Raw genomic sequence first — 16694 nt, forward strand, 5'->3', positions numbered from 1 at the left:
TGATGGCCGAGCCTCTGAAGCGTCATAAAACCGCCGCGAGTGTTTCATCGGTGTAACGCCCTCGCTATCTATCGATCAGCAAAGCGAAATCTTTACTCTGATAACGCGCAGGGTTGCTTAACCTCGTCTGTACTGGCGATATTGGGCGTCCAACCTTGCCCGCCGGGACCTCTGACATGCCGCTCGCCACGCTGATTCGTCGATCCAGTCTGCCTTGCCCTGAGGTCAGCACTGACCAGGCCGCCGAGTTGCTGTCGATTCACTACGCTCTGGCGGGCTCGCTCAAAGAGCTGGGCAGTCATCAGGATCGCAACTTCCTGCTCGACTGTGGCGATGGCCGGCGCTTCGTCCTGAAGATCTGCCACGGAGATTATTCGCCGATCGAACTGGCTGCCCAACATGCGGCGTTGCGACATCTGCGCGATCAGTCCGATGTGCGCGTGCCGAGCGTAATGCCAGCCTTCGACGGGCAGGACCTGCTGTCGCTCGAGGTAGCGGGTCACGCGGTGCATGTGCGGTTGCTGGAGTTCATCGATGGTCGATCGCTGGCGCATGTGGAGCATTTGAGCCAGCAGGTGGTGACAGGCCTTGCCCGGCTCTGCGCGCGGGTCGATGTGGCACTGGCGAACTTCGAACACCCCGGCCTCGAACGCATCCTGCAATGGGACCCTCGTCATGCCAGCGCATTGATTAAACATCTGCTGCCGGTGATCGAAAACCCCGAGGAACGTGCCTGCATCGCCAAGGCGGCGGATCTGGCCCACGCGCGCTTGTTGCCGTTGATCGCTGCGTTGCCGGTACAGGCGATCCACATGGACATCACCGAGTACAACGTGGTCTGGAGCCGGGACGATCACGCGATGTGGCAACTGCAAGGACTGATCGACTTCGGTGATCTGGTGCGCACCTGGCGCATTGCCGATCTGTCGGTAACCTGCGCGGCGCTGTTGCACCATGCCCAGGGGGACCCGCTGTGCATCCTGCCGGCGATCCAGGCCTACCACGCGATCAATCCGTTGTTGCCCCAAGAGCTGCAGGCGCTGTGGCCACTGATCGTTGCGCGTTCGGCGGTACTGGTGCTCAGCAGCGAGCAGCAGGCCAGCATCGAGCCCGACAACGCTTACATTCAGGCCAACCTGGACAGCGAATGGAACATCTTCGACGTAGCGACTTCGGTGCCGATGGCGCTGATGGAAGCGGCGATTCTCAACGCCGTCGGGCAGGCGACAGGGCAGGCGGTCGCCGAGTCGTACTCGCCCTTGTTGCCAAGCTTGAGCGGGCAGGCGTTCACGCTTGTGGACCTGGGGGTGCTCAGCGAGCATCTCGACGCCGGCAACTGGGAGCAAGCCGGCATCGATGAGCACTTGCTCAAGGAAGCCGCCTATAGGCATGGTCTGGCCGCCAGTCGCTACGGTGAATACCGCCTGTCGAGAACGTTGCCAGACAGCGCCCGCGAGCCAGACACCTTTGCACTGCATGTCGAACTGCTGATACCCCATGGCACCGCCGTCCACGCGCCCTTTCACGGGACCTTGCGGCATACCGCAGACGGCGCCCTGATGCTGGTCGGCGCGCGGTCGAATCTGCGCCTGTGGGGGGTGCGCTCGGACTTCGATTCCGGGGTCGAGTTTGGTGCTGGCGATGTGATCGGCCAGGGTGGTGGCTCGTTGATCGTGCAGTTGTGTCTGGAGCCTGAAGTCAGCCCGCCGCTGTTTGTCACGCCTTCGCGGGCGCCAGCCTGGCGAGCGCTGTGCCCGTCGCCCGGATCACTGCTGGGCTTTGATTGCGATGCGCCGGCGCTTGAAGATGCCGCGCAGCTGCTGGCCCGCCGCGACGCCAGCTTTGCCCGCTCGCAAAAGCACTACTATCAGGCGCCACCGCAGATCGAGCGCGGCTGGCGCAATCACCTGATCGACATGCAGGGCCGTTCCTACCTGGACATGCTCAACAACGTTGCGGTGCTCGGCCATGGCCATCCACGCATGGCGCAGGTCGCGGCAAAGCAATGGTCGCTGCTCAATACCAACTCGCGTTTTCATTACGCGGCCATTGCCGAGTTCTCCGAGCGCTTGCTCACGCTGGCGCCTGAAGGCATGGACCGGGTGTTTCTGGTCAACAGCGGCACCGAAGCCAATGATCTGGCGATTCGTCTGGCATGGGCCTACAGCGGCGGTCGCGATGTCTTGAGTGTGCTCGAGGCCTATCACGGCTGGTCGGTCGCCACCGATGCCATTTCCACCTCCATCGCCGACAACCCGCAAGCCCTCAGCACGCGACCGGACTGGGTGCATCCGGTGACGGCGCCCAATACCTATCGAGGGGAGGCGCGCGGCGCGGACAGTACGCCTTTCTACCTGCAAAGCGTCGAGGCGCATCTGGCTCGCTTGCAGGCGCAAGGCCGGCAGCTGGCCGGATTCATCTGTGAGCCGGTCTACGGCAATGCGGGCGGAATCTCGCTGCCGCCGGGTTACCTGCAACAGGTCTATGCCCGGGTGCGTGCCCAAGGCGGGGTGTGCATCGCCGACGAGGTGCAGGTCGGATATGGACGTCTGGGCGAGTATTTCTGGGGTTTCGAGGAGCAGGGTGTGGTGCCGGACATCATTACCATGGCCAAGGGCATGGGCAACGGTCACCCGCTGGGCGCGGTCATCACTCGCCGCGAGATCGCCGAGGCGCTGGAGGCTGAGGGCTATTTCTTCTCCTCATCGGGCGGCAGTCCGGTCAGTTGCCGCATCGGCATGGCGGTGCTGGATGTCATGCAAGAAGAGCAGCTGTGGGAAAACGCCCAGCGTGTCGGTGGCTACTTCAAGGACCGCTTGCTGGCGCTGATCGATAAACATCCGTTGGTGGGTGCAGCGCACGGCTCGGGCTTTTATCTGGGGCTGGAGCTGGTCCGTGATCGTCAGTCCCTGGAACCTGCGACCGAAGAAACCGCCTACCTGTGTGATCGACTGCGTGAGCTGGGAATTTTCATGCAACCGACCGGGGACCATCTGAACATTCTCAAGATCAAGCCGCCGATGGTCACCACCCGCCGTAGCGTGGACTTCTTCGTTGATAACGTGTCGAAGGTGTTGGGTGAGCTGGAGGGGTGATTGGTTTGATTGCGACATATCCCCTGCAGCAGTCCGGTTTGCCGGCGGTAGCGATCTCCTGGCCGCTGCCGCCGGCATACCGGACTGCTACGGGGATTTATATGGATTAATATCGGTATTAATTCTCTATATTTTCTAGCTTTGACTGATTGATACTTCTAAAGCCGATTTTTATCGGCTATAAAGGCGCTCACATTGTCATCGTTCGTCTTTGCGCTGACTGCCTTTCGCATCTGCTGCCGGAGGAATTTTCGTGAGCCGTATCGTTACCGTCGCTGCTACTCAAATGGCCTGTTCGTGGGATCTGGAGGCCAACATCGAGACCGCTGAAAGGCTGGTCCGCGAGGCTGCTGCCAAGGGTGCTCAGATCATCCTCATTCAGGAGTTGTTCGAAGCGCCGTACTTCTGCCAGAAACCTGATCCGGACTATCTGCAACTGGCGACGCCGACCGAGACCAACGTTGCAATCGCGCATTTCCAGAAGGTCGCCAGAGAATTGCAGGTGGTGCTGCCGATCAGTTTTTTCGAACTTGCCGGGCGTGCGCGTTTCAACAGCATCGCGATCATCGATGCCGACGGCAGCAACCTGGGGGTCTACCGCAAGAGCCATATCCCGGACGGTCCCGGCTATCACGAAAAGTACTACTTCAACCCCGGCGACACGGGCTTCAAGGTCTGGAACACCCGCTACGCGAAGATCGGCGTGGGCATCTGCTGGGACCAGTGGTTTCCCGAATGCGCGCGCAGCATGGCGTTGCAGGGCGCAGAGATCCTGCTCTACCCGACCGCCATCGGCAGCGAGCCTCACGACAAGACCATCAGCTCCCGCGATCACTGGCAGCGCGTGCAACAGGGCCACGCTGGCGCTAACCTGATGCCGCTGATTGCCAGCAATCGCATCGGCAACGAAGAGCAGGACGGCTACGACATCACTTTTTACGGTTCATCGTTCATCGCCAATCAGTTTGGCGAAAAAGTCGAAGAACTCAACCAGACCGAAGAGGGCGTGCTCGTGCACAGCTTCGACCTCGACGAGCTGGAACACATCCGCAGCGCCTGGGGCTCTTTCCGTGACCGTCGTCCCAACCTGTATGGCGCATTGAAAACCCTCGACGGTTCACTGGAGTCTTGATTAGCATGACCACCCTCAACAGCACACCGCGCGCCGACGGCTTCTACATGCCAGCCGAATGGGCGCCGCAGACCCAGACCTGGATGGTCTGGCCCGAGCGTCCGGACAACTGGCGCCTGGGCGGCAAGCCGGTGCAGACCGCGCACGTGGCCGTGGCCAAGGCGGTAGCCCGGTTCGAGCCGGTGACCGTGGCGGTATCGGCAGCCCAATACGACAACGCTCGCGCCCGCCTCGACGTGCCCAACATTCGGGTCGTCGAAATCAGCAACGACGACGCCTGGGTACGCGACACCGGCCCGACTTTCGTCATCAACGATGCGGGCGAAGTGCGCGGCGTGGACTGGGGGTTCAACGCCTGGGGCGGTTTCGATGGCGGCTTGTACGCGCCGTGGAATCTGGATGAGGCGCTGGCGAGCAAGGTGCTGGAAATCGAGCGTTGCCCGCGTTACGTGACGCCAGGTTTCGTGCTCGAGGGCGGCTCGATCCATGTCGACGGCGAAGGCACGCTGATCACCACCGAAGAATGCCTGCTCAATCGCAACCGCAACCCGCATCTGTCCCGCGAAGATATCGAAGCGGTGCTGCGTGATCATCTCTCGGTGGAGAAGATCATCTGGCTGCCGGACGGCCTGTACAACGACGAAACCGACGGTCATGTGGATAACTTCTGCTGCTACGTAAGACCGGGCGAGGTACTGCTGGCCTGGACCGATGACCCGAAAGACCCCAACTATCCGCGCTGTCAGGCGGCCATGGGCGTGCTGGAAAACGCGCGAGACGCCAAAGGCCGAGCATTGATTGTGCATAAAATGCCGATCCCGGGTCCCTTGTTCGCCACCGAAGAAGAATGCGCGGGCGTTGATCAGGTGCACGGCAGCCAGGAACGCAACCCTTCGGTGCGTCTTGCCGGCTCCTACGTGAACTTTCTGATCGTCAATGGCGGGATCATCGCGCCGAGTTTCGACGATCCGCTGGACGAAAGCGCGCGGCAGATTCTTCAGCAATTGTTCCCCGAGCACGAAGTGGTGATGGTGCCGGGGCGTGAGCTATTGCTGGGCGGCGGCAACATTCACTGCCTGACCCAGCAACAACCGGCACCGCATCGCCGCTGAGTTGGTTCGCTTCTTGCTGTCTTCAAAGCCCATCGGAGGATGGGCTTTTTTGTGGCTGACGATTGCTCGTTTGCCAGGCGAACGTGCGCGCGGGGTCTGCTCAAGCTTTCCCGGCTTCGTTCGTCTGTAACAAAAGCGCCGTAGATTCCGCCGCTCAAGACGCAAGAGGTTGTCCCTATGAACGCAGGTCAGGAGTCGCGTGTGACTCGAGGTTTGTCTGCGAGCAATGAAGCACGGCAGATAGTGGCGGACTGGTTAAGGACTACCCAGGCCCCAAGAATTGAAATGCCCGATTACCGGGCGATGCTGACCCGGCGCTACCCGGCAGGTCTGATCAACGACGCGGAAATGGAGGCGTTGCTGGGCATCATCCACAATGGATAGAGGCGCTTTGGCGCCGTTTGCAGAGTTGTTGCCGCATGTTGATTCGGGGTTCATCAAATTGACACACCCCTGGGCCGCGGATAGCATTCGCGCCTCCACCGCCTGTGGCCTAGCGCCATGTACGTGCATCAGTAGTCCACTGCGATGATTTCGTGCGGGCTTGCGGGGCGTTTTCACCGCCTCGCAGGACGCAATTACCTGTCCGGTATTTGCCACAGCGCGCGATCAATCTGCTTACAAGGACAACAAGATGAAACAGCGTATCGGCCTGCTCGCCCTGGGCATCCTGGCCGCCAGTCACGCAATGGCTGACGGGCAAGCGGACTCCAAAGGCTTCGTCGAAGACAGCAGCCTGAAGGTCAACCTTCGTAACGCCTACATCAACCGCGACTACAAGAACGGCCCTCAGGACCGCTCCGAATGGGGCCAGGCGTTCATGGCCAACTATTCGTCCGGCTTCACCCAGGGCACTGTCGGTGTCGGCGTGGATGCGTTCGGCCTGTACGCTGCGCGTCTGGACGGCGGTAAAGGCAAGAGCGGCGCCGGTGGTATCGACTTCTTCAAGCAGGGCGACAGCGGCAACGCGGCTGACGATCTGTCGCGCTTCGGCGGCGCGGTGAAATTCCGCGTATCCAACACCGTACTCAAATACGGCGACATGATGCCGGAGCTGCCGGTGTTGAGTTACGACAACTCGCGCCTGCTGCCTGAGAGCTACACCGGCACCATGATCACCTCCGAAGAGATCAAGGACCTCAAGCTGGTGGCTGGCCGTTTCACGGCCCAGACCCGCAAGAGCGCCGAAGGCCGCGACAGTGGCGACCTCAAGAGCATCAACGTCTACGGCGCAGCGTATAAATTCACCGACGCCTTCAGCGGTGCGTTCTATGCGTCCGATGATCAAGACGTGCTCAAGAAGCAATACCTGAACCTGAACTACGTCTGGGCCCTGCCAGAGGATCAGTCGCTGACGTTCGACTTCAACGGCTACAAGACCAAGCTGGACAAGGACTTCGCCGTCGACGACGCACGCGACAACAAGATCTGGAGCCTGGCGGCGACATGGGCTGTGGGCATCCACTCCTTCACCATCGCGCACCAGCGCAGCACCGGTGAAACCGGGTATGTCTACGGTGGTTATCGCAACAACGGCGGCACCAGTGATGGCGGCAACTCCATCTACCTGGCCAACTCCTACTGGTCGGACTTCAACGGCAAGGACGAGCGCTCCTGGCAGCTGGGTTACGGCGTCAACCTGTCCACCGTCGTTACCCCGGGCCTGAGCTACAAGGTGGCGTACGTGCGCGGCGACAACATCGACGACGGCACCGACCGTGGCCGTGGCGAAGAACGCGAGTGGTTCAGCCAACTGACCTACGTCGTTCAAAGCGGCCCGGCCAAAGACCTGTCCGTGCGCCTGCGCAACTCCTTCCTGCGTGTGTCCAACGACGTTGACCAGTACAACGTCGGCGGCAATGAAACCCGCATCTTCGTCGACTACCCGATCAACGTCTTCTGATGTTCGACGGCTGTTGAGTTGAAGCTGCAAAGAGCGCCCCGGTCCAGAGATCGGGGCGTTTTTGTTTGGGAGAGATGCCAGGTGATCAATAAATCCAGTTACGGGTGGTATTGGGGTATTGCCTGCACGGCCCGCTGATGGGGGTACAATGCCGCTCGCACCGTCTATGCTCCAGACTTCCCGAGACAGAAACCAATATCCATGTCCAAAGCCACGCGTAATCGCCTGATCAACGCCATTGTTTTCTTTGCCGAGAACACGGAGTGCTGCGGCAAGATCAAACTGTTCAAGCTGCTTTATCTGCTTGATTTCGAACATTTCAAACAGACTGGCAAGAGCGTCACGGGCTTTGAGTATCAGGCATGGAAGTTCGGTCCGGTGCCGGTGGACCTGATGGAGGAGTGGGAAGACCTGGGGCCTGACCTTGCCCGGGCCGTGCAGATTGTCCCCCAGCGGGTTGTCGACTTCGAGCGCATGCAGGTCGAGGTGTTGCCTGGCGTCGAATTCGATTCCGATGACTTCACCACGCGCCAGCTTTCGATCATGCAGGCCTTGGCCGATCGCTACAAAAGCATCTATTCACCACGCATGATCGACGTCACCCACGAGCAGAACGGTGCATGGGACAAGGTGTGGCAGGGCGGTCACGGCAGCCACGAAGTCATCCCCTATGCCTTATCCATTGCCGATGACGCGCAAGATCGCGCAGCCTTTCTGAAAGTAGCAGCGCAGCAGGCGATGTATCAGTCGGCGCTGGAAGCTGCGCGCATCAACGCGGGTAGCTGATGGCAACGGTTACGCCTGAGGCCGGGCAAATCTGGCGGGATGATTGTTACTACTTCGATCAGGTCACAGGGGAGTGCAAACGTAAATTCATGCTCGTGCTAGCAGTGGACCCGAGGTCGCAGGATCTGGTCACCGCCGTCTTCACTTCAAAGTCTCATGGCCTTGCCGACGACCCTACATGTTCTCTCGGACCGCCGCGTGCTGGATATTACGTAGGCATCGCGGGAGAAAGCCTGCCGCTGGAAAGCTGGGTGGAGTTCAGCAGCGTCGATACGCTGGATATCGACGATCTGATTATCCATGCCAGCAGCGGTCGTAAACGTCTGATCGATCAACGTCTGTCGGCCCCGATGTTTTGTGCGGTACTAAGGTGCGTCCTGCAGTCGCCGGATATCTCCCAGCGGCAAACACGCTGGATTGGCGACACCGCCGCGGCCCTTGGTTGCTCGTGACGCCGTATCTGTAGCGACATCTGGACGAGCTGGGTAACATTGCCGGCTCCAGTCCCTGACCGGTCACCCCATGGCCCTTGCCGCCCCTCCCGATCTTTCCGACACCGCCGTTGCGGTCCGGCCGTTGTCCCGGACGTATCCGCGTGGCCTGTATATCGAGCCGCACGAGCATGACTGGGGGCAGGTGTTGTATGCGATGTCCGGGGTAATGTGGGTCGAGACGCCCAATGAGGCGCTGGTGGTGCCACCGCAGCGTGCGGTCTGGTTGCCGCCGGGCGTACCCCACGGTATACGCGTGGTGTCTGACTTGCAGATGCGCAACATCTATCTGCGTCCGGCGTTGGCTCAAACGCTGGAAACCACGGTTCAGGTGTTTGAAGTGGGCCGCTTGTTGTGCGAGCTGATCGTCAATCTGGTGGACGAGCAGGACAAGGAATCGGATTACTACGCTGCTCTGGTGGGCCTGGCGTTGCTCGAACTCAAGCGCGCCAAGCGCTCGCTGCTGAAAGTCCCGATGCCTGACGGCAGCGACCGGCGCCTGATCAATGTCTGTCAGGCGGTGATGGTCGAGCCTTCCATCGACGTGCCGTTCGAGCAGCACGCGGAGAACGCTGGCGCCAGCGTACGCACGCTCTCGCGGCTGTTTCAGGCAGTGCTCGGCATGGGCTTCGCCGAGTGGCGGCGGCAGGTGCAATTGGCGACTGCGGTGGCGGAAATCATCCAGGGCGTGCCGGTCAGCAGCATCGCCCGCTCCATGGGCTATTCACCCAGCAGCTTCAGCGACATGTTCCGCCGCGAACTGGGCATGGCGCCCTCGCAATACCCGCTAGGCGAACAAGCCGGCTGAACCCGTCACGCGTCTGTGCAGCAGCACGGCTTGCCGGCGCTGGAGTCCCTGAGATCGCTACCGCCGGCGAGCCGGACTGCTACAAGTCGGCGTTTTTCAGCACTCGGAAATACCAGGCCCTGATCACTGTCCGAAATTCAGAAGTACTTGGCCGGTAGCTTCTGCGCCCGGTCCTTACACTCTGGTCATCGCTTAACGCCGCCGTGCCCCAGTCTCGCCGCACTGCGCCAAGCCCCGGAGTTCATCATGAGCTACATCATTTCCCTCGCAATCGGTATCGCCGTTGGCCTGTTGTACGGCGCCCTGGACTTCCGTTCGCCAGCGCCGCCGTTGGTCGCTCTGGTCGGTCTGCTGGGCATGCAGGCCGGCGAGCAGCTCTGGCCGATGGGCCGCCAACTGATCGCCAACCTGACCTCCTGATTCGACCCGTTTCCGTTTATTGACTGTGGATAAGAACATCATGAAAGCACTGCAATTTTCCCGAACCGGCGACCTGGCTGCGCTGCAAGTCGTCGATCTGCCGACGCCCGTCCCTGCTCAAGGTGAGGTTCTGGTACAGATCAAGGCCGCCGGCCTGAACCCCAGCGACGTCAAGAATGTGCTCGGTCGCTTCCCCTACACCACGCTGCCACGGGTGCCCGGGCGGGATTTTGCAGGGGTCGTGGTTCAGGGCCCGGCAGAGCTGGTGGGCAAGGAAGTCTGGGGCACCGGCAAGGAGATCGGCTTTCTGCGCGATGGCTCTCACGCCCAGTACATCACCCTTTCAGCCAAGGGCGTGGCGCTGAAGCCGACGTCGCTGAGCTTTGCCCAGGCCGCCAGCCTTGGTGTGCCCTACACCACCGCGTGGGATGCGCTGGAGCGCAGTCTGGTCGTTGCTGGTACTCGCTTGCTGGTGATTGGCGCCAACGGCGCTGTCGGGACGGCGGCGATCAACCTGGCCAAGGTGCGTGGCGCGCAGGTGCTGGCGGCGGTACGTCGCTCCGAGCAGGTCGAGGCCTTGCAGCAACGAGGATTCAATGCCATCCAGCTGGGCGAGCCTGAAGGCTTGAGCGCGCAAGTGAACGCGGTGTTTGCCGGCGGCGCTGACGTGATCTTCGATACCACAGGCTTCTGGCTGCCTGGCGCTGTGTCCGCTCTGGCCCCGTTCGGCCGTATCGCTATCATTGCCGCGCCGGTCGATGGCCATGTGCAGTTGCCAGCGCTGGCGTTGTACCGCAAGGGCGGCTCGGTGGTCGGCATCAACTCGCTGCTGTACGGCGTCGAGGCATGCGCGCGGATGCTGGAGCAATTCGGTAAGTTGTTCGATGATGCAAGCGTGCCACTGCCCAGCGGCCTGCTGGAATCACCGTTGGAGGAGGGTCTTGCCCGTTATGCCGAGGTCAATCAGGGTGGGGCCGATAAGGTGATTTTGCTGCCCTGATCAGCTGCAAACCAGGGTCCCAATCAAAAGCACGCAGCGCGACAGATGTCGACCGCTTCTGCCCGCAGGGCGTGGGAGTCCGCCGGGGTGGCGCTCCACCTTGCCGACGATCCACACCCTGTGAATGGCATGAACCTGACACACCAGGTGGCCTGATTCTACGGCCGGTACCCGGCAGATCGCTGGCAAGGTGGAGCGCCACCCCGGCAGCTCCCACGGCCTCTGGCCAGAATCAAAAGCACGCGGCGATAAATGTCGATCGCTTCTGCCCGGAGGGCGTGGGAGTCCGGCTTGCCGACGATCTGGCGCGAAGCGCCAGCAGACCCGGTGAACGCCATCACCAGACCGGAAGTCCCTTCAGATACCCCGCTTCGATCCCGCCAGCCGATCCGTTCGCCTGCAGCGTATCGATCGCTGATCGTAAACCTTCCACCAGTTGCGGATCGCAGTCCTTTGAACACGCAAGGTAGATGTTTGCCGTCATCAGCACGCGGCTCATGACCAGGGGGCGGTCGCTGAGCTGCTTCCAGATGTAGCGGGTCTCGGGTACCCCGTTGAACCAGGCATCAACGCGCCCCTTGAGCAGCATCTGCGCCGGGTTGTCGCCGATCTTCAGCGGATAGATCTGCGCGGCAGGGAAGCCTTCTTCACGCAGGCGCATTTCCTGTGCGGAGCCGATACCCACGGCGATCAGCTTGAAGGTTCTCCTGGCCTCATCGAAGCTTTCGACACGTTTGTCCAGACTGAAAAAAGTCCGGTCCATCGTGAGCAGCGGGGCGATCCAGGTGAAGCTGTTTTCCCGACTCTGGGTACGCGTCAGCGGCGCGATGAGCATGTCCTTACCGGCGGCTACGTCACGCTGCGCCCGAGGCCAGGGTGGAGAGAGGAAGTGCGTGGAATACCCGGCCATCGCCATGGCCTGGAGGGCGATGTCCCCCGCGATGCCGTGCTGTTCGCCCTGGTTGCCCATGGTCAGCGGCGGGGCCTCGGGGAAGTAAAAATCAACCGTAGGGGCGGCAAGCGTGATCGACGACCACGCCAGCAACGCGCCTGACGCATAGCGAATACAGCGGGAAATCCATTTCATGGCAGCAGTGCTCAAGGTAAATACAGGGCCTGTCGGTGCAGGCCTCTTGCCTGGCTCATGAATCAGTGTTGCACAGGTCCATGACGTTGCCCGGGGCGTTCGAGCCTGCCGCATCAGACTCTGCAGTCAGGATCACGACGCGATGCTCCACTGTCAGGTCTTGTTGTTCTCGTTGGCGTAACGGCCACTCAGTTCCCAGCCGCATTCGAGCAGCATTTCGAGCCAGCCCTCGTAGGAGTCGTCAACATCCAGCAGATTCATGAACTGGTCTTCGATATGGCAGCGGAAAGTCTGTTCTTCGACGTTCCATTCAACGTCGCGGATGCGCCAGGCGAGTTGGTCGGGCAGTTGAATGTTCAGGTTATGAAACGGTACGAATGGCAACTCCACCTCGTACAGCAGCTTCGACCATTCGGAGGAAATCTCGGGTGTCGGATGCGTCCAGACGTATTTGATCAATCGGACTTTGTGCACGGTTGGACCTTCTCTCGTGTTTCGATTTGCGGGGCGCTGTCACCTTGTAAAAAGGTGATGGTCCATCGGATAAGCCTATACGTTACTTGAAGGCAGCGTCGTCGAGGAAGGGGCGGGCTTGGAGCAATGTGTCTGAGCGGCGTGATGCTGTGTTTGTCAGACAGCATTTTTGCGTGCAAGTGAGGCTGCGCAAAGGCGAGCGCGGGCAGGGTGCACCGTCTGGCGGAATTCATCCGTGCACCGGAATGAATCGACATCCGCCAGGCTAACCGTGCTATCTAAATAGCCAGTTGTACCTCATCAATGGCCTGTTCGAGTCGTTCCCGCAGTGGGTCGATCAGACAGAACATCTGGTCGGCGTCGAATTTTTCGGCATGTGCCGAGTCGAGCAGCTGCACCATCAGGGCAAGCGCTGCGTTGACGTTGGAAATTCGCTGAAAGGCTGAACTCAGCTCGCTGAACTGCACATTCATTGCATCGACTTCGTTCAGCCACTTGCGGACTGTCGCTGCCGGCACAGTCGTCTCGTTCTCCAGACTTGCACCGAGCGAGTCTTGCAGACTGGCGAGCTGTACTTCGATATTCATAACAAGCGCACTCTGATCCGTGAGTACCACCGCTTACTGGAAGGGTGGTGTGTGACGTTACGCCTACCGCAACGGCATCCGCCGGAGAGCATAGCCCAGTTTCTCTTGGATCCTAAGCATGTCTTAGTATGAGGGCGCGCTGAATCCAAGAGTCTCTTAGCCTTTTAGCGGCTGATCAATGAGCGTTTTCAGTAAGAGATTGAAGGAAGCCCGCACGGCATCGGGGCTGTCCCAGGAGCGTCTGGGTATCGAATCGGGGATCGATCCAGCCTCCGCCAGCGCGCGGATGAATCAGTACGAGAACAATAAGCACACGCCTAACTCATTGACCATCATCCAGATTGCCGCCGCCCTGAATCTTCCCCCTGCCTATTTTTATAGCGCCAACGACGAAGAAGCCAGAATGCTGGTGCTGTTCTATCGGCTCGATTCTCCCGGCAAAAAACAGATACTGACCCTGGCCGTTGAATTGCACGGCTTGATTGCTATTGTGCCCATCAAGCGCTAACCATGTTGTCAGCACTCAAGTGCACAGCCCCGCTCACACGGTATAAAAACCGCGCGCCGTGAAAACACTCCCCAGGCACTGAAAAGTCCCCCTCCCGCTTTGCGTGTATTCTTGCCCTCGCCCAGTGGCCGAGAGCTTCCCATGTTGCATAAAAATCTCATTCGTCGCCTCGATCTGATCACCCTCAAGCTGTTTGTTGCAGTGCATGAAGAAGGCACCCTGACCCGCGCTGCGGCGCGTGAGGCGATTGCTGTGTCAGCCGCGAGCAAGCGCCTGATGGAGCTGGAGGAAGTGCTCGGCATTGGTCTGTTCGTGCGCAACGCCAAGGGCATGCTGCTGACGGCGGCGGGCGAAACCCTGTTGCACCACGCCCGGCGCATGCTCTTCGATCTGGAAAAGATGGGCCTTGAGCTAGACGAGCACCTGCAAGGCATGCGCGGTTATGTGCGCATGCTGGCCAACCTGTCGGCGATCATCCAGTTTCTGCCCGAAGACCTGCACGAGTTCACCAGCAGCCATGAACGGGTCAAGATCGACCTTGAAGAGCGGCCCAGCAACGGCGTGGTCCAAGGGTTGATCGACGGTGTCGCGGACATCGGTATCTGCTCCGAAGACACTGACGCCCAAGGCCTGCACAGCGTGCCTTACCGCCGGGACGAGCTGGTGGTGGTCATGCGTCCCGACCATCCGCTGGCCAGGCGTGACCAGGTGGCGTTCGAAGACACCCTTGGCAGCGACCATATCGGCTTGCACGCCGCCAGCTCCATCAACATGCGCACCCACACCGCCGCCCGGTCCCATGGCAAGCCGTTGCGGGTGCGTATTCATGTGCCGGGGTTCGACGCCATGTGTCGGATGGTCCAGGCCAACATGGGGATCGGCGTCTTGCCGCGCAAGGCCTTCGAGCTGCTCGGCACGCCGCTGGGGCTGACGGCCGTCTCCTTGAGTGACCCCTGGGCGCAGCGCACGCTGATTCTGGTGGTGCGCGACAAGCACGCGCTATCGCCGGTCAGCCTGCTGTTGTTCGAGCATCTCCAGCAGCACAATCACTAGCCTTCGCGTTTCGCGAACGAGTCTTGCCAACATACGGTTGGATTTGCCAAACCCCGGTCCTCTAGTCTTGGTTGCAAATTCCAAGAAACACTTGAGGTATCCGCTATGACAGGCCCCCTGAACGGTGTGCGCGTAATTGAAATCGGCACACTGATCGCCGCGCCCTTCGCCGCACGCCTGATGGGCGAGTTCGGCGCCGAGGTGATCAAGATCGAATCGATGGGGCAGGGTGACCCTCTTCGTAAATGGCGAAAGCTGCACGAAGGCACCTCGCTGTGGTGGTACCTGCAGTCGCGCAACAAGAAATCCCTGTCGCTGAACCTCAAATCTGCCGAAGGCATCGAGATCGTCAAGCGCCTGGCCGAGAACGCCGACGTGCTGATCGAAAACCTGCGCCCTGGCGCGCTGGAAAAACTCGGCCTGGGCTGGGACGTGCTGCACGCCTTGAATCCCAAGCTGACCCTGGTGCGCATCTCCGGCTACGGCCAGTCCGGTCCTTACCGTGATCGCCCAGGCTTTGGTGCCATCGGCGAGGCCATGGGCGGCATCCGCTACACCACCGGCACCCCCGGATCGCCACCGGCCCGGGTCGGGGTGAGCCTGGGCGATTCACTGGCCTCGATGCATGCGGTCATGGGCGCGCTGATGTCAGTGCTGCGGGTCAAGACCGGGCAGGGCGATGGCCAGGTCGTCGACGTGTCGCTGGTCGAGAGCGTCTTCAACGTCATGGAAAGCCTGGTGCCCGAGTACGACATGCTTGGCCACGTCCGCGAACGCAGCGGCGGCGCCTTGCCGGGCATTGCGCCGTCCAACACCTACCCGACCGGCGATGGCGGCTACGTGGTGATTGCCGGCAACAGCGATCCGATTTACAAGCGCCTGATGCAGACCATCGGCCGCCCCGACCTGGCTGACAACCCTGAGTTCGCCCACAACGATGGCCGCGCCGCGCAGAGCGAAATGCTCGATGCGGCGATCAGTGCCTGGTCGTCCAGCCTGCCGATCGACGAGGTATTACAGGCGCTGGAACAGGCCGAAGTGCCGGCAGGGCGCATCTACAACGTCGCCGATATCGTCGCCGATCCGCATTACCAGGCCCGCGAGATGATTCTCGATGCACAGCTGCCCGGCGGCACGACCATCAAGATGCCGGGCATCGTGCCCAAGCTTTCGGAAACACCCGGCTCGATCAACTGGCAAGGGCCGACACTGGGTCAGCACACCGACAGCGTACTCAGTGATCTGGGGCTGACTGCCGCCGATATCGCGCAACTCAAGACCGACGGGGTGGTGCAATGATTACCGACTTTTCCGAGCGCCTGATCGTCCAGGAAGTTTCGCCACGGGACGGTCTTCAGATCGAGCCGACCTGGGTTGAAACCGCTGACAAGATCGCATTGATCGACCAGCTTTCTCTCGCCGGTTTCAGCCGTATCGAAGCCGGCTCTTTTGTCTCGCCCAAAGCCATCCCGGCCCTGCGCGACGGTGACGAAGTGTTTCGTGGCATCGCCCGCCAACCCGGTGTGACCTATGTGGCGCTGATCCCCAATCTCAAGGGCGCGCAGCGGGCCATGGAGGCCGGGGCCGATGAGCTGAACCTGGTGATGTCCGCCAGCCAGACCCACAACCTGGCGAACATGCGCATGCGCTGCGAGCAATCGCTTAGCGCGTTCGCCGACGTTGTGTCACTGGTGTCGGGCAGCTCGCTGAGCCTCAATGGCTCCATCGCCACCACCTTCGGTTGCCCGTTCGAAGGCAGGATCGACGAGGACCGCGTGCTGCAGATCATCGACGCCTATCTGGAGCTGGGCATGCAGGGTATCTCCCTGGCCGACACCACCGGCATGGCCAACCCGCGTCAGGTTCACCGGCTGGTGCAACGGGTGCTGACACGCATCCCGGCGTCGGCGCTGACCCTGCACTTTCACAACACCCGGGGCCTGGGATTGAGCAACGTGCTGGCGGCCTATGAAGCTGGCGCACGGCGTTTCGATGCCTCGCTCGGCGGCCTCGGCGGCTGCCCGTTCGCGCCGGGCGCATCGGGCAACATCTGCACCGAAGACCTGGTGAATATGTGCGATGAAATGGGCATCGACACCGGCATCGATTTGCCGCACCTGCTGATGCTGTCCCGTCGTCTGCCCGCGTTGCTCGGCCACGAGATGCCCGGGCAAGTGGCCAAGGCCGGACGCAATTGCGATCTGCACCCAGCGCCTGTCAGCTAAAGCCCCACCTCTG

17 protein-coding genes are annotated in these 16694 nt (G+C 61.0%); 14 read left to right on the plus strand and 3 right to left on the minus strand.

Annotated elements, in window-relative coordinates; all coding sequences use genetic code 11:
* Nucleotides 1-176 precede the first annotated feature (176 nt).
* The 10 genes from ACI2KS_RS18465 to ACI2KS_RS18510 all read left to right on the plus strand — a co-directional run bounded on the left by ACI2KS_RS18465 (nucleotide 177) and on the right by ACI2KS_RS18510 (nucleotide 10747).
* Nucleotides 177-3095, plus strand: a complete 2919-nt coding sequence (locus ACI2KS_RS18465; RefSeq protein ID WP_404622415.1) for an aminotransferase — start codon at nucleotides 177-179, stop codon at nucleotides 3093-3095.
* Nucleotides 3096-3348: 253 nt separating this feature from the next.
* Nucleotides 3349-4227 carry an N-carbamoylputrescine amidase gene (aguB, locus tag ACI2KS_RS18470; RefSeq protein WP_404622416.1) on the plus strand — a complete coding sequence of 293 codons (879 nt, stop codon included), beginning with the start codon at nucleotides 3349-3351 and terminating at the stop codon, nucleotides 4225-4227.
* A gap of 5 nt (nucleotides 4228-4232) precedes the next feature.
* Nucleotides 4233-5339 carry an agmatine deiminase gene (gene aguA / locus ACI2KS_RS18475; RefSeq protein ID WP_404622417.1) on the plus strand — a complete coding sequence of 369 codons (1107 nt, stop codon included), beginning with the start codon at nucleotides 4233-4235 and terminating at the stop codon, nucleotides 5337-5339.
* Between the two features lie 201 nt (nucleotides 5340-5540).
* Complete coding sequence (locus ACI2KS_RS18480; protein WP_404622418.1) at nucleotides 5541-5723, plus strand: hypothetical protein; 183 nt, start codon at nucleotides 5541-5543, stop codon at nucleotides 5721-5723.
* 250 nt (nucleotides 5724-5973) lie between these two features.
* Nucleotides 5974-7242, plus strand: a complete 1269-nt coding sequence (locus ACI2KS_RS18485; protein WP_404622419.1) for an OprD family porin — start codon at nucleotides 5974-5976, stop codon at nucleotides 7240-7242.
* A 201-nt stretch (nucleotides 7243-7443) separates the two neighbouring features.
* Nucleotides 7444-8028 carry a Panacea domain-containing protein gene (locus tag ACI2KS_RS18490; protein ID WP_404622420.1) on the plus strand — a complete coding sequence of 195 codons (585 nt, stop codon included), beginning with the start codon at nucleotides 7444-7446 and terminating at the stop codon, nucleotides 8026-8028.
* Nucleotides 8028-8480, plus strand: a complete 453-nt coding sequence (locus ACI2KS_RS18495) for a hypothetical protein (protein WP_404622421.1) — start codon at nucleotides 8028-8030, stop codon at nucleotides 8478-8480. Before ACI2KS_RS18490 ends, ACI2KS_RS18495 begins: the two co-directional genes overlap by 1 nt.
* A 70-nt stretch (nucleotides 8481-8550) precedes the next feature.
* Nucleotides 8551-9327: an AraC family transcriptional regulator gene (locus ACI2KS_RS18500; protein WP_404622422.1), complete on the plus strand. Its 777-nt coding sequence runs from the start codon at nucleotides 8551-8553 to the stop codon at nucleotides 9325-9327.
* Between the two features lie 246 nt (nucleotides 9328-9573).
* On the plus strand, nucleotides 9574-9747 hold the full coding sequence (locus tag ACI2KS_RS18505; protein ID WP_404622423.1) for a DUF1427 family protein: 174 nt from the start codon (nucleotides 9574-9576) through the stop codon (nucleotides 9745-9747).
* A gap of 40 nt (nucleotides 9748-9787) precedes the next feature.
* Nucleotides 9788-10747, plus strand: coding sequence for a zinc-binding alcohol dehydrogenase family protein (locus ACI2KS_RS18510; RefSeq protein WP_404622424.1), 960 nt, complete (start codon nucleotides 9788-9790; stop codon nucleotides 10745-10747).
* 337 nt (nucleotides 10748-11084) lie between these two features.
* Here the strand turns inward: ACI2KS_RS18510 and ACI2KS_RS18515 are convergent, their stop codons facing one another.
* The 3 genes from ACI2KS_RS18515 to ACI2KS_RS18525 all read right to left on the minus strand — a co-directional run bounded on the left by ACI2KS_RS18515 (nucleotide 11085) and on the right by ACI2KS_RS18525 (nucleotide 12895).
* The gene (locus ACI2KS_RS18515) at nucleotides 11085-11834 is read right to left on the minus strand and encodes a substrate-binding periplasmic protein (protein ID WP_404622425.1); all 750 of its coding nucleotides are present in this window, start codon (nucleotides 11832-11834) and stop codon (nucleotides 11085-11087) included.
* A 153-nt stretch (nucleotides 11835-11987) separates the two neighbouring features.
* Nucleotides 11988-12308, minus strand: coding sequence for a hypothetical protein (locus ACI2KS_RS18520; RefSeq protein WP_404622426.1), 321 nt, complete (start codon nucleotides 12306-12308; stop codon nucleotides 11988-11990).
* 278 nt (nucleotides 12309-12586) lie between these two features.
* Entirely contained in the window at nucleotides 12587-12895 is a 309-nt protein-coding gene (locus tag ACI2KS_RS18525; protein ID WP_404622427.1) for a hypothetical protein, read from the minus strand.
* Nucleotides 12896-13073: 178 nt separating this feature from the next.
* Between ACI2KS_RS18525 and ACI2KS_RS18530 the strand changes: the two genes are divergently transcribed.
* The 4 genes from ACI2KS_RS18530 (at nucleotide 13074) to ACI2KS_RS18545 (ending at nucleotide 16681) form a co-directional block, all read left to right on the plus strand.
* Nucleotides 13074-13403: a helix-turn-helix domain-containing protein gene (locus ACI2KS_RS18530; protein ID WP_404622428.1), complete on the plus strand. Its 330-nt coding sequence runs from the start codon at nucleotides 13074-13076 to the stop codon at nucleotides 13401-13403.
* Nucleotides 13404-13544: 141 nt separating this feature from the next.
* On the plus strand, nucleotides 13545-14456 hold the full coding sequence (locus ACI2KS_RS18535) for a LysR family transcriptional regulator (RefSeq protein WP_404622429.1): 912 nt from the start codon (nucleotides 13545-13547) through the stop codon (nucleotides 14454-14456).
* A gap of 105 nt (nucleotides 14457-14561) precedes the next feature.
* Nucleotides 14562-15755: a CaiB/BaiF CoA transferase family protein gene (locus tag ACI2KS_RS18540; protein ID WP_404622430.1), complete on the plus strand. Its 1194-nt coding sequence runs from the start codon at nucleotides 14562-14564 to the stop codon at nucleotides 15753-15755.
* Nucleotides 15752-16681, plus strand: coding sequence for a hydroxymethylglutaryl-CoA lyase (locus tag ACI2KS_RS18545; RefSeq protein WP_404622431.1), 930 nt, complete (start codon nucleotides 15752-15754; stop codon nucleotides 16679-16681). Before ACI2KS_RS18540 ends, ACI2KS_RS18545 begins: the two co-directional genes overlap by 4 nt.
* Nucleotides 16682-16694: the final 13 nt, after the last annotated feature.

Origin of the sequence: Pseudomonas sp. NPDC087358, assembly GCF_044900785.1 — a bacterium.
GTDB lineage: Bacteria > Pseudomonadota > Gammaproteobacteria > Pseudomonadales > Pseudomonadaceae > Aquipseudomonas.

Coding starts and splice junctions, on each gene's coding strand:
- ACI2KS_RS18465 (WP_404622415.1), top strand. CDS start 177: ATGCCGCTCGCCACGCTGATTCGTCGATCCAGTCTGCCTTGCCCTGAG.
- aguA (WP_404622417.1), top strand. CDS start 4,233: ATGACCACCCTCAACAGCACACCGCGCGCCGACGGCTTCTACATGCCA.
- ACI2KS_RS18485 (WP_404622419.1), top strand. CDS start 5,974: ATGAAACAGCGTATCGGCCTGCTCGCCCTGGGCATCCTGGCCGCCAGT.
- ACI2KS_RS18490 (WP_404622420.1), top strand. CDS start 7,444: ATGTCCAAAGCCACGCGTAATCGCCTGATCAACGCCATTGTTTTCTTT.
- ACI2KS_RS18495 (WP_404622421.1), top strand. CDS start 8,028: ATGGCAACGGTTACGCCTGAGGCCGGGCAAATCTGGCGGGATGATTGT.
- ACI2KS_RS18500 (WP_404622422.1), top strand. CDS start 8,551: ATGGCCCTTGCCGCCCCTCCCGATCTTTCCGACACCGCCGTTGCGGTC.
- ACI2KS_RS18505 (WP_404622423.1), top strand. CDS start 9,574: ATGAGCTACATCATTTCCCTCGCAATCGGTATCGCCGTTGGCCTGTTG.
- ACI2KS_RS18510 (WP_404622424.1), top strand. CDS start 9,788: ATGAAAGCACTGCAATTTTCCCGAACCGGCGACCTGGCTGCGCTGCAA.
- ACI2KS_RS18515 (WP_404622425.1), bottom strand. CDS start 11,834: ATGAAATGGATTTCCCGCTGTATTCGCTATGCGTCAGGCGCGTTGCTG.
- ACI2KS_RS18525 (WP_404622427.1), bottom strand. CDS start 12,895: ATGAATATCGAAGTACAGCTCGCCAGTCTGCAAGACTCGCTCGGTGCA.
- ACI2KS_RS18530 (WP_404622428.1), top strand. CDS start 13,074: ATGAGCGTTTTCAGTAAGAGATTGAAGGAAGCCCGCACGGCATCGGGG.
- ACI2KS_RS18535 (WP_404622429.1), top strand. CDS start 13,545: ATGTTGCATAAAAATCTCATTCGTCGCCTCGATCTGATCACCCTCAAG.
- ACI2KS_RS18540 (WP_404622430.1), top strand. CDS start 14,562: ATGACAGGCCCCCTGAACGGTGTGCGCGTAATTGAAATCGGCACACTG.
- ACI2KS_RS18545 (WP_404622431.1), top strand. CDS start 15,752: ATGATTACCGACTTTTCCGAGCGCCTGATCGTCCAGGAAGTTTCGCCA.